This window comes from Streptomyces sp. CC228A (assembly GCF_021390935.1).
Lineage (GTDB): Bacteria > Actinomycetota > Actinomycetes > Streptomycetales > Streptomycetaceae > Streptomyces.
This window is the reverse complement of the sequence record NZ_JAJPUI010000001.1, coordinates 333,577-345,898: the sequence shown is the minus strand read 5'-3', so window position 1 is coordinate 345,898 and position 12,322 is coordinate 333,577. Positions and strand designations below refer to the sequence as shown.

The following is a 12,322-nucleotide window of genomic DNA, read 5'->3' as shown; positions in this document are numbered from 1 at the left end:
CACGTCACTGGGAGGCGCGCAGGCGGCGGGTGATCAGCGCGTTGACGAGCCCGATGAGCAGCAGCAGGCCGAACATGATCCAGGCGACCGCGCTGGCGCGCCCGAGCATGCTGGAGTGGAAGCCCTGGTCGTACATGAGGATCCCCAGGGTTTCGTACTGGTGGTCGGTGCCGCCCTGATGGCCGCTCTGGCCGCCGAACAGGTAGGGCTCGCCGAAGAGCTGGGTGGCGCCGATGGTCGAGACGATCACCGTGAAGAGGATCGTGGGGCGCAGGGCGGGGACCGTGACGTGCAGGAACTGCTGCCAGCGGTTGGCGCCGTCCAGGGCGGCGGCCTCGTACAGTTCGCGCGGCACGGCCTGCATGGCGGCGAGGTAGATCAGGGCGTTGTAGCCGGTCCAGCGCCAGGTGACGATCACGGAGATCGCGAACTGCGAGCTCCAGCGGCCGGCTTCCCAGTGCACGGGTCCGGCCCCGAACAGGCCGAGGAGCCAGTTGGCCATGCCGCCCTCCGGGCTGAAGATGAGGGCGAAGACGAGGGTGGCCGCGGCGACGGAGGTCGCGTACGGGGCGAGGAGAGCCGTGCGCAGGAATCCGCGGGCGCGGAGGCGGTAGTTGAGGAGGTGGGCGAGACCCAGTGCCATCAGCAGCTGGGGGACGGTGGACAGGACCCCCAGGGTGAAGGTGTTGAGGAGGGCGTTCCAGAAGTAGTGGCTGACCTGGCCGGTGAACAGGTCCGCGTAGTTGCGCAGGCCGACCCATTCGGCGCGGTCGACGTTGTAGAGGCTGACCCGGTGGAAGGACAGCCAACCGGTGTAGAGCAGCGGGAAGAGGCCGAAGGCGGCGAAGACGAGGAAGAAGGGCGCGACGAGGGCGTACGGGGTGCCCTTGGTGTCCCAGCGGTGAAGGCGGCTGCGCCAGGCCGAGGGGCCCGCGGCGCGTGGGGTGGGCGGTGGGGTGTCCTGCCGGTCGGCGGGGCCGGTGCGGCTCGGTGCGGTCGTGGAGGCCACGGGCGGGTTCCTTCGGTGGTCACGGCCGGTGTCGTCGGGAAGGGAGGGGGAGGGGCGGCCGGCTCTCGGGCGGTCCGGCCTCCGTGGCCGGCTTCCCGGTGGGCCGGCCCCCTCGGCCGGTCCCGGTGGACCGGCCCCCTTCCCTGCGACGGCGGCCGGGGAGAGGCACGGGGCGAGGCGGGAGCGTTACCGGACGGTGCTGTCGATCTGGCGCACGGTGGCGTTCCAGGCCTCTTCCGGGCTCTTGCCGTTCTGTTCCATGAGCTGGACGCCGGTGCCGAACGCCCCGGTCAGGTCGCCGGCGCGGGGACCGGTCTCGGCGGGTTTGATGGCTTGGGCGGCGGTGGAGAAGATCCGTCCGGTGGCCGCGTCGGGGCCGATGTAGGGGTTCTTGTAGTCGACGACGCCGGGCAGGTCGTGGGCGGCCTGGTTGGCGGGGATGTTGCCGACCTTCTGGAAGACCTTCGCCTGCTGCTCGGGTGCGGTGAGCCAGGCGACGAGCTTCTTGGCCTCGTCGACGTGCTTGCCGGAGGCCGGCACGGCGAGGAAGGAGCCGCCCCAGTTGCCTGCGGCGGGGGGCTGGGCGATGTTCCACTTGCCCTTGTTGGACGGGCCGGAGAACTGCTGGATGTTGGCCTGCTGCCAGGAGGGGCAGACGGTGGTGGCGAAGGTGGACTTGGAGAACGCGGTCTGCCAGGGGGTGTCGAACATCTTCAGGCCCTGGCTGGTCTTCCCCTGGACGGCCTCGACGGCCAGGTCCCAGGCGGTCCTGACGCCGACCGATTCCTTGTAGGCGAGCTCGCCGTCCTTGTAGTACTGGACGGGGCTGCTGGAGACGACGGCGTTGAAGAGCCCGGTGGCGCTGTCCATGAAGTAGGTGCCGCGGGGGGCCTTGGCCTGGTACCGCTTGCCCGTCTCGACGAACTTCGCCCAGTCGCCGGCCCAGAGCCTGCCGACCGCCTCGGGGTCGGAGGGCAGGCCCGCGGCCTTGAACAGGTCCTGGCGGTAGCAGATGGCCATCGGGCCGACATCGGTGCCCAGCCCGATCGTCCTGCCGTCCTCGGTGGTGGCCTGCTCCCACTTCCAGGGAAGGTAGTTCTCCTTCTCGACGCCGGGGGCGTCGGACAGGTCGGCGAAGGCGTCGGCGAGGTCCTCGGACGTGGCCAGGGAGATGCGGCCGACCTCCAGTGCCTGGACGTCGTCGAGTCCGCCGCCGGACAGCCGGGTCTGCAGCGCGGTCCAGTAGTTGCCCTCCACGGTCGTCGGGTTCTCCTTGATGACGATCTCGGGGTGCTGCTCCATGTACGCGTCGTACAGGCCGGCCTCCTTGTATCCGAAGGTCCCGAAGGTGCCGACGGTCAGGGTGATCTTCCCGTCTGCGGAGGCGGAGCCGCCTCCGGGGGACGAGCAGCCGGTGAGGGCGAGCGCGAGGGCCAGGGCCGCCGGGGCGAGGACCGGGGAGCGGCGGGTACGGGTGGGCGGCACGGACGAGCGGGACATGGCATCTCCTCGATGCGTCAGGGTGGGAGGGAGGGGTGCGCCGGGCAGAGCCTCGCCTCGTCGGCGGTCGGCGCGGAGGAAACCCTGGGAGCGCTCCCAAAGAAGGGTTGAGGGGACCTCGCCGCGGGGTGGGCGGCGAGGCCGGCTCGTCAGGCGCTGGCGCGGATGACCAGACGCGTGGGGAGGATCAGAGGGGTGGGGTCCTGGCCGTCGACGAGTGCGACGAGCATCCGCGCCATCTCCCGGCCGAGACCCTCTATGGGCTGGTGCACGGTGGTGAGCGGCGGGTCGGCGATCCGGGACACGTCCAGGTCGTCGAAGCCGATCACGGCGACATCGGAGGGGACCAGGCGGCCGGCCTTGCGCAGTGTGCGCAGCGCCCCGGCCCCCATGTTGTCACTGGCGGCGAACACCCCGTCCAGGTCGGGATGGTTCGCGAGGAGCGCGGCCATGGCAGCGGCACCGCTGGGCTCGGTGAAGTCGCCGCCCTCCGAGGGGTACGGTTCGAGCCCCGCCGCCAGCATGGCGTCCTGGTAGCCGCGGTACCGGGCTCGCCCGACCTCGGTGTCCAGACGCCCGCAGATCGTGGCCACCCTGGTCCGGCCGGCCGCGATCAGGTACTCGGTCGCCGCGCGGGCTCCGCCGACGTTGTCGACGTCCACGTACCAGCGGGGGTTCAAGCCGACCGGGCGGCCGCCGAACACCACGGGCATCTCCGCCTCCTCGGCCATGCGGGACAGCGGGTCGTCCTCGCGCAGCGCCATCAGCATCACACCGTCGGCGCCCTTGGACCGCAGGAGCTGCTCCACGCGCCTGCGGCCCCGGTCGGAGGCTGCCAGGCAGAGCATGAGATGCAGATCCGCGTCCTCCAGGGCGGCCGAAGCCCCCACGATCACCTGGGCGAAGAACGGATCCGCGAAGATCGAGGGATCCTCCCCGGACACGACCAGGGCGGCCGCGCCGGTCTGGCGGGTCGCCAGCGCGCGGGCGGTCGGATTGGGCACGTAACTGAGCTGACGGACGGCCCGTTCGACCGCCTCGCGCTTGGCGCGGCTGACGTGCGGGGCGTTGTTGAGGGCACGGGAGGCCACCGACCGTGAGACGCCCGCCAGTTCGGCCACCTCTTCGAGTGTCGACTGCCGGCGTGACACGCCTTCGGCCATGATCCGCCTCTCCTGTCCATCCAGAGCACATGGAAGACTGGGAGCGCTTCCAGTTCCCCGACTGTAAAGCCTTCCCGCAGCGATGTGAAGTGCCGGTCAAGCGCGCCCACTTGACAGGTTGAACAGGGCATCACACGATACCGGCCACACCCCAGGGCGCCGAAGTGCATGCTGGGATCGCTTCCAGTGGGAGCGCTTCCACTCTCAGGGGTGCCGTACCCCCGCACTACCTCAGTGCGCCGCCCGCTCGGGACGAGAACGTGCGGCGCTCCCTCGTCAGGAATCGAGGTACCGCCATGCGCCGCAGCATCCGTGCCCTCGCGGCAGCCGTCATCGCGCTGCCGTTGGCGCTCACCGCCGCCCCGTCCGCCCACGCGGCGGACCCGACCGCCATGACCAGCGGGTTCTACGTGGACCCGAACTCCAGTGCGAAGCAGTGGGTCGCCGCCCACCCCGGTGACGGCCGGGCGCCCGCCATCAACGCCTCCGTGGCCAACACGCCCATGGCCCGGTGGTTCGGTGCCTGGAGCGGGACCATCGGCACCGCCACGGGTGCGTACGTCGGAGCGGCCGACCACTCGGACAAACTCCCCATCCTGGTGGCGTACAACATTTATCTCCGTGACTCCTGCGGCGGGCACTCCGGGGGCGGTGCCGCCTCCCCGTCCGCCTACGCGACCTGGATCGCCCAGTTCGCCGGCGGAATCGCCGACCGCCCGGCCGTCGTCCTCCTCGAACCGGACTCCCTCGCGGACTACGGGTGCCTGAACCAGGCCCAGATCCGCGAACGCCAGGGCATGCTCGGCGGAGCCCTCGCCGAGTTCAACCGTCAGGCACCGAACACCTGGGTCTATCTGGACGCCGGCAACCCCGGCTGGGTAGGCGCGGCGACGATGGCCCAGCGCCTCCACGAGGCGGGCCTGCGCCAAGCCCACGGCTTCTCCCTCAACATCTCGAACCACTACACCACCGCCCAGAACACCGCCTACGGCAACGCCGTCAACAGCGAACTGGCCGCCCGCTACGGCTACACCAAGCCGTTCGTCGTCGACACCAGCCGCAACGGCAAGGGCTCCAACGGCGAGTGGTGCAACGCGGCCGGCCGCCGCATCGGCACGCCCACCCGGATGGGAGGCGGCGCCGAGATGCTGCTGTGGATCAAGGCCCCCGGCGAGTCCGACGGCAACTGCGGCGTCGGAACCGGCTCCACGGCCGGGCAGTTCCTCCCCGAGGTCGCCTACAAGATGATCTACGGCTACTGACCTCCGACTCCTGTGGCTCGGTGTCCGCCGCCCCGCGACCGGGCCGCAGGGCCCTTCTCGTCCCTTCTCGTCCCCATCACCCCTCGACCAGGAGCCTTCATGAAGTCACGCAGCCTATGGCGCCGTGCGACCACCGCCCTCGCGGTGCTCGCGGCCTGTGCCGCCCTCACCGCGACACAGGGCCAGGCGCAGGCACAGGCCGCACCGGCCGGGGACACCCTCACCCCGGCGACGAAGTTCTACGTGGACCCGCACAGCAAGGCCGCCAGGCAGGCGCTCACCGATCTGAGGAACGGCGACATCGCGAACGCGGTCAACATGGCCAAGCTCGCGAGCTGGCCGCAGGCCGAGTGGTTCACCGAAGGCACGCCCCGCGAGGTTCAGGCCAAGGTGAGAAGCCTCGTCCGCCAGGCGCGGGTGGTGAACCGGACCCCCGTGCTGGTCGCCTACAACGTGCCGGGCCGGGACTGCACCCAGTACTCCAGCGGCGGTGCCGCGTCCTCCGCCGCCTACCGGCAGTGGATCGACGCCTTCGCCGCCGGCATCGGCGACAGCAGGGCCGTCGTCGTGGTCGAGCCCGACGGCCTGGCCCTTCTCCCCAGTGACTGCGGACGGGACGTGGACCCGACCGGCGAACTCACGGCTGCCCGCATCGCCGACCTCGCCTACGCGGTGAAGACCATCAAGGCCAAGGCCCGCACCGCGGTCTACCTCGACGCGGGCAATGTCCTGTGGCGGCCCGTCGGCGCGATGGCCCAGCGACTGCTCGACGCCGGTGTGCAGGACAGCGACGGCTTCGCCCTCAACGTGTCCAACACCCACCCCACCGATCACAACGCGCGCTACGGCACCTGGATAGCCATGTGCATGTGGTTCGCCACCGAAGGGCCCGAGCACGCCCGCGGCCGCACGGATTGGTGCGCCACCCAGTACCACTCGCCCGCCGCGCCCAACGACGGCACCCCCCGGCAACGCCGTCGACTCCGCCGACCCCGCCACCTGGCGCTGGACCGACGCCTGGTTCGATCAGAACGTGGGCACCCCGCCGGACAGTGCGCTGCACCACTTCGTCATCGACACCAGCCGCAACGGTCTGGGCGCCTGGGCCCCGGAGCCCGGCAAGTACACCGGCGACCCGGAGATCTGGTGCAACGCGCCCGGCCGCGGCCTCGGCCCCCGCCCGACCGCCGACACCGGCGTCCCGCTCGTCGACGCCTACCTCTGGATCAAGATCCCCGGCGAGTCCGACGGCAGCTGCACCCGCAACACCGGCGGCACGATCGACCCCGAGTACGGCATCGTCGATCCCCCCGCCGGCACCTGGTGGCCGGACCAGGCCCACACCCTCGCCCGCAACGCGGCGCCGCGGCTGACCTTCAACCGCTGATCTCCACCCCTTCCGCGCCCGGCCGCGACAGACCGCTTCCCCGTGGCCGGGCCCACGCGGAAGGAGGGCCGGCGCCGGGCTTCGCGGAGTGCCGCAACCGGTGCCGTACGGTCCGGTGGCCGGACGTGTCGGGGCAGCGGTACCTGTGAACAGTCCGCACCGTCACCCGCCACGGCGGCGGCCGGGGCGCACCCGGGAAGGCCTTCGCCATCGGCCTCGGCTGCGCAGCTGCGCCACGCCCACCGGCTGGTGTCCTCCGACGGCCTCGACCCCGCCAACGCGTCCGCCGCCACCCCGATCGGCATGGGCTGCCGCGTCTGCGAACGCCGAGACTGCCCCGGCGCGCCGCCCCGCCCCTCGGTCGTCCCCTCCGCAGCGACCAGCGCACCAGGACCCTCCGTCCCGTATCCGGTCGCGGGCCCCCTCGGAGTGACCGGGCGCCGTTCGCCGTAGCGCAGACCGGACGGCCGCGCCGCGCTCCGGCCGACGATCCGTGCGGAAGCCTCCGAAGCGTCCTGCCGGAAGGTCCGCCTACCTGCATAGGATGTGCAAGTGATTGAATATTGCATCAGAACCGCGGCGCCGGACGACATCGACGGAGCCCGGGCCGTGATGCTGGACGCCGTCTACCGGGACTTCGGGACGGGTTACGTGCCCCGATGGCACGCCGACATCATCGACCCGGAACGCTTCTACCTGACCCCGCGCCGGCACACCCTCCTGGTGGCCGTCGACGAGCGGAGCGGGACGGTGGCCGCCACGGCCGCGCTGGACGGTCGCGGTCCCGAGCACCCGCCCAACCCGCGCCGCCTGGCCGAGCGCTACCCCTCGGGCGAGACCGCCCAGCTGCGGCGGGTGTACGTGCGCCCCGAGCACCGGCGGCGCGGGCTCGCCCGGCGCCTGGTCGCCGAACTGGTGGCGTTCGCGAAGGCCGACGCGGGCTACCGGTCGGTCTATCTGCACACCGATCCGGCGTCTCCGGGGGCGGAGGCCCTGTGGCGGTCGCTGGGGCGGCTGGTGTGCGACGAGCGAGCCGAGGAGGCGGGCGGCGGGCAGGGGATCCTGCACTTCGAGATCCCCTTGGTTTAAATGGAAACGATTTTCATGTACTCTGGCCGCCCCTTGATCGACACCACCGGAAGACACGAGCGCCAGCCATGACAACCCCCCGCCGCCTGATAGCCGGCCTGCTCCTGACCCCGCTTCTCGCCGGCTGTTTCGCCTCCGGCGCCGACAGCTCGCCCGCCGACCCCACGGGCTCCGGCGACGGGGGCCGACTGCGCGTGGCGCTCGCCTTCACCCCCACCCGGAACTTCTCCCCGTACAGCCAGGACGCCTTCCACCTGTCCAAGCTGGGCGTCTCCGAGGGCCTGACCCGGCTGGACGCCAACGGCACCGCGGTCCCCGCGCTCGCCGAGTCGTGGACGAGCGACCCGGGCGGCCGCAGTTGGCTGTTCACCCTGCGCGAGGCGAAGTTCCAGGACGGCACCGAGCTCACCGCACAGGCGGTGGCCTCCGCCCTCACACACGCCGCCGAGGCGGAGCCCGCCCCCACCGCCCTCGCCGGTGTGGAGCTGACCGCCGCGGCGGTGGGCGACGACCAGGTGCGCATCGGAACCGGCACGGCCGACCCGGCCCTGCCCCTGCGCCTGTCCAACCCCAGCCTCGCGGTGTTCGCCCCGAAGGCCTACGGGAAGAAGGGCGCCGTGAACCCGGTCGGCACCGCCACCGGCCCCTTCGCCCTCACCAGGATCACCGGCGACACGGCAGCCACGCTGGACCGCTTCGACGACTACTGGGGCGGTCGCGCCCAGGCTCCGGGCGTCGACGCCACGTTCGTCGCCGACGGCACGGCCCGCGCCAACGCCCTGCGCACCGGCCAGGCGGACATCGCCGAAGCACTCCCCGTGGCACAGCTCGCGTCCCTTGACAAGGGCGTGGTCCGCGAGACGACCACCGCCCGCAACACCAGCCTCTACCTGAACACCAGGTCCGGCGTTTTCGCCGACGCGGGGCTGCGCGCCGCAGCCCGCGAGGCGATCGACACCTCCGTCATCGCCAAGGACGTCTACGAAGGCCACGCCGAGGCGGCACAGGGCCTCTACGGCCCCGCCCTGAACTGGGCCGCGAGCAAGCGGCTCCAGCCCACCGGACGCGCCGGAGCCACCGACCCCAGCGCGCGGAGCATCACCCTCGCCACCTACACCGGCCGACCCGAGCTCGCCGAGACCGCCCAGGTCCTGCAGCAGCAGCTGGAGAAGGCCGGCTTCAGGGTGAAGCTGGAGGTCCGCGACTACGCGCGCCTCGAAAGCGACCTGCTCGCCGGGAAATTCGACGCCGCCGTCGCCTCCCGCAACATGATGCTCGACACCGGCGACCCCGTCACCGTCCTCGGCAGCGACTTCACCTGCGACGGGACCTACAACCTGTCGCTGCTCTGCGACAAGGGGATCGACCGGGCCGTCGCGGACGCCCAGGCCGTGGCCGACCCCGCCAAGCGGCAGGAGGCGGCCCTGAAGGCAGAGGCGGCCGTCCTCGGCACCGACGCGGTCGTACCGCTCGTCCACCAGAAGACCGCGACCGGCATCGGCACCTCCGTGCAGGGCACGCTGTCCGACCCGTACGAGCGGCAGTTCCTCGGAACGGGGACCCGGCGCTGAACGGCATATCCGGCCGCGCCCGGGGCGGCGCGGCCGCTCTGACCGCTGTGCGCGCCCTCGTGCGGGGCGGCGGGCCCGCACTGCTGTGGCGGACCGCCCTGGCCGCCGCTCTGGTGTGCGGGATCGGCCTGCTGCCGTGGCTGTCGCGTACCGACCCCGCCCTGACCGTGCTCAAGGCCCGGTCGGCCGAACAGGACCCCACCCCCGAGGCACTGGCCGCCGTCCGCGCCGAACTCGGCCTGGAAGAGGGGCCACTGCCGCTGCTCGCACGCTGGCTCGTCGGTCTGACGCGCGGGGACGCGGGTCGGTCCTGGATCTCCGGCACCGACGTCCTGCCCTCCGTGGCCGAGGCCCTCGGTGTCTCGCTCCTCCTGATGGCCGGCGCCCTCGCGGTCGCCGCGGCCACGGCCGCCGCGGTGTGCGCCCGTACCCTGCGGCTCGGTGCACGGCGCCGGCTCGGCGAGCGCACCGCCGGCGGCAGCGCGACGGCGGTCCTGGCCGCGCTTCCGGAGTTCCTCATCGCCGCCGTACTCGCCTCGGTGATCGGTGTGCGGTGGGGCTGGCTCCCCGCCCTCGGCTGGTACGGCCCGCAATGGATGGTGCTGCCCTCGCTCGCCCTCGGGCTGCCCGCCGGAGCGCTGCTCGGGCGGATGCTGGACGATCTGCTGCCCGGTGCGTTCGCCGCGCCGTGGGCAAGGGCCGCCGTCGGCCGGGGCATCCCGCCGCGCTCCGTGGCCTGGCTCGCCCTGCGCGGCTGCGTACCAGGGCTCCTGCCCAACCTCGGGCTGTTCGTCGTCGGCCTGACCGGCGGCTCGGTCGCCGTCGAGCAGATCTTCGACATACCGGGCCTGGGCCGGCTCACCTTGCGCGCGGCACTCGCCCAGGACCTGCCCGTCCTGCAGACCGGTACGCTCAGCCTGGTGCTGCTCGCGGCGGCCGCCGGTGCTCTGGCGCGGTCCTCGGCCCGGCTGCTGCTCGGCCCCGCCCTGCGCGACGGCGCCCTGGTCTCCCCCACCGCGCCGCGGCGGCCGCGTCACGTACGCAGCCCCTGCTGTACGGGGCGCTGCTCGCCGCCCTCCTCGTCGTCGGCCTGCCCCGCGACCCGCTCGCCCTGCACCCCGGAGCCCGCCTCCAGGCCCCGTCTCCAGCCCACCCCTTCGGCACCGACGCGCTCGGCCGGGACATCCTGGCCCGCATCGCGCACGGCGCCCTCACGACCCTCGGCACCGCCCTCGCGGTGAGCGCCGCCGCTCTCCTCACCGGTGTGCTGCTGGGGCTGCTCGCCCGACTGTCCGGGCCCGTGGTCGACTCCGTCAACGCGATACCCCCCGTGTTGGCCGGTCTCCTTGTCACCGGTGTCGCCGGCAGCGGCCCGTGGACCCCCGCGCTCGCCGTCGCCGCCGTCGCCTGGTCGCCGCTGGCCACCCACACCTCTGCACTGCTGCAACAGGAGCGCGCCGCCACCTACCTGACCGCCACCCGCGCCCTCGGTGCCAGTTCCTGGTACGTCCTCACCCGCGGACTGCTGCCGGCCGTCCTGCCGCCCGTCATCCGCCACGCCCTGCTGCGCCTTCCCGGCATCGCCCTGGCGTTGGCCGCCCTTGGCTTCCTCGGCCTGGGCTCCCAGCCGCCGTCGCCCGAGTGGGGCCTGCTGCTCGCCGAGAACCAGCCGTACGTCGAACGCGCTCCCTGGGCCGTCCTCGCCCCGGCCGCCGTCCTCGCCCTCCTGGGCGCGCTCGCGGTCACGGCGGCGAACGCGGCGAGACGAGGGGAACCCAGGCCGAAGGCTGGAGGAGGCAGACGCCTCCCCCTGCCGACGGGGCGGGCGCCGGTGCACCCGGCGAAGCTTCCGGAACCCACCGCGGAGCCGGCGCCGAGCGTGCCGGAGCCACCGCGTACATCCGTCCTGACAGCGCCCGCGGACTGAGGGAACACGATGACCGACCTCCTCTCCCGCCTCCGGATACGTCGAGCCGCCCCGGCCCCGAAACGCCCCCGCGAGCGCACCTGGAAGCACCTCCCACCCTTGCTGCGCCTGCTGATCCTGACCCAACTGGCCTTCAACATCGGCTTCTTCGCCGTCCTGCCGTTCCTCGCCGAGCACCTGGGCACCGCGATCGGCATGGCCGGCTGGATGGTCGGCTTCGTGCTCGGCCTGCGGACCTTCAGCCAGCAGGGCCTGTTCGTGGTCGGCGGATGGCTTGTCGATCGCTACGGCGTCCGCCCGCTCGTCCTGACCGGCTGCGGTCTGCGGATCGCCGGGTTCGCCTGGCTCGGACTCGCGGAGGAGACCTGGTCCGTGATCGGCGCGGTGCTGCTGATCGGCTTCGCCGCCGCCCTGTTCTCCCCGGCGGTGGAGTCGGAGGCGGCCCGGCAGGCCGTCCTCTGGGAGGAGGCGGGCCACGGCGCGCGTACCCGGGTGCTGGCGCTGTTCAGCGCCGCCGGCCAGGCGGGCGCCTTCGTCGGCCCGCTCCTCGGCGGTCTGCTGCTGATGGCGGACTTCCGCACCGCGTGCCTGGCCGGTGCCGCGGTGTTCGTCCTCGTCCTCGCCGGCCACGCGCGGCTGATGCCGCAGCACATCCCCGGCAGGGTCCGCACACGGGAAGGCGGCGGGGCCCTCGTGCTGCTGCGCAACCGCCGCTTCCTCGCCCTGTGCTGCGCGTACGGCGCCTACCTGCTCGCCTACAACCAGCTCTACCTCGCTCTTCCTGACGAGGTGGAGCGGGCCACCGGCTCCCAGGCGTCCCTGTCGTGGCTGTTCGCCCTCTCTTCCCTGCTGGTCGTGTGCGCCCAGCTCCCGGTGACCCGCTGGGCGGGCGACCGACTCGACCTGCGCCGCTCCATGGCCGCCGGACTGCTCCTGATCGCCGCGGGGTTCACGGTCGTGGCCGCCGCGCGTCCGGCGGAGTGGACGGGACTCGCCGGACTGCTGCCCGCCGCGGGGTACGTCGTCCTGCTCACCCTCGGCCAGATGCTGGTCGTGCCCGCCGCCCGGGCCTGGGTGCCCGACCTCGCCGAGGAGGGACGGCTCGGCCTCTACACCGGGGCGCTTTCGTCCGTGTCCGGCCTCATCGTCCTCGCCGGCAGCTCGGCCACCGGCGCCCTCCTCGACGTGGGGCTCCCGCCCGCGGTCCCCTGGCTGGCCCTCGCTGCCGTTCCCGCACTCGCGGTGGCGCTGCTGCCGCCACCCACCGGCGCGGTGCGCGCCGCACGGCGTCCGTGAACGGCGCTGCGGCTGCCGCGACGTCCCGTCGCAGGAATGCTCCTGCCGCGCCTGGTGCCGCCTGCCCAGGCAGAGCGCGTGCGCGGGCAGGGCGTGGCGGGGTGGCCCTTCCAGGTCG

At 72.9% G+C, this 12,322-nt stretch carries 7 protein-coding genes and 3 pseudogenes; 7 read left to right on the top strand and 3 right to left on the bottom strand.

The genetic code is table 11. The features are described 5' to 3' along the window. Positions 1-4: 4 nt before the first annotated feature. From L6E17_RS01540 to L6E17_RS01530, 3 genes are all read right to left on the bottom strand, one after another. Positions 5-1,009, bottom strand: coding sequence for a carbohydrate ABC transporter permease (locus L6E17_RS01540; RefSeq protein ID WP_236238987.1), 1,005 nt, complete (start codon positions 1,007-1,009; stop codon positions 5-7). 186 nt (positions 1,010-1,195) lie between these two features. Further along, positions 1,196-2,509: an extracellular solute-binding protein gene (locus tag L6E17_RS01535; RefSeq protein WP_236238986.1), complete on the bottom strand. Its 1,314-nt coding sequence runs from the start codon at positions 2,507-2,509 to the stop codon at positions 1,196-1,198. 149 nt (positions 2,510-2,658) lie between these two features. Further along, positions 2,659-3,672 (bottom strand): LacI family DNA-binding transcriptional regulator, encoded by a 1,014-nt coding sequence (locus tag L6E17_RS01530; RefSeq protein ID WP_236238985.1) that lies wholly within the window; start codon positions 3,670-3,672, stop codon positions 2,659-2,661. Positions 3,673-3,968: 296 nt separating this feature from the next. Here L6E17_RS01530 and L6E17_RS01525 point away from each other — a divergent pair, with 296 nt between their 5' ends. The 7 genes and pseudogenes from L6E17_RS01525 to L6E17_RS01495 all read left to right on the top strand — a co-directional run bounded on the left by L6E17_RS01525 (position 3,969) and on the right by L6E17_RS01495 (position 12,204). Next, on the top strand, positions 3,969-4,934 hold the full coding sequence (locus L6E17_RS01525) for a glycoside hydrolase family 6 protein (protein ID WP_236238984.1): 966 nt from the start codon (positions 3,969-3,971) through the stop codon (positions 4,932-4,934). Positions 4,935-5,033: 99 nt separating this feature from the next. Continuing rightward, positions 5,034-6,321: pseudogene (locus L6E17_RS01520) on the top strand (glycoside hydrolase family 6 protein). Between the two features lie 59 nt (positions 6,322-6,380). Next, positions 6,381-6,774 (top strand): annotated as a pseudogene (locus tag L6E17_RS01515) (short-chain fatty acyl-CoA regulator family protein); the annotation flags it as partial. Positions 6,775-6,873: 99 nt separating this feature from the next. Next, on the top strand, positions 6,874-7,410 hold the full coding sequence (locus tag L6E17_RS01510; protein WP_236238983.1) for a GNAT family N-acetyltransferase: 537 nt from the start codon (positions 6,874-6,876) through the stop codon (positions 7,408-7,410). 68 nt (positions 7,411-7,478) lie between these two features. Continuing rightward, positions 7,479-8,981 carry an ABC transporter substrate-binding protein gene (locus L6E17_RS01505; protein ID WP_236238982.1) on the top strand — a complete coding sequence of 501 codons (1,503 nt, stop codon included), beginning with the start codon at positions 7,479-7,481 and terminating at the stop codon, positions 8,979-8,981. Between the two features lie 59 nt (positions 8,982-9,040). Then, a pseudogene (locus L6E17_RS01500) lies at positions 9,041-10,908 on the top strand (ABC transporter permease subunit). 9 nt (positions 10,909-10,917) lie between these two features. Next, entirely contained in the window at positions 10,918-12,204 is a 1,287-nt protein-coding gene (locus L6E17_RS01495) for an MFS transporter (RefSeq protein WP_236238981.1), read from the top strand. Positions 12,205-12,322: the final 118 nt, after the last annotated feature.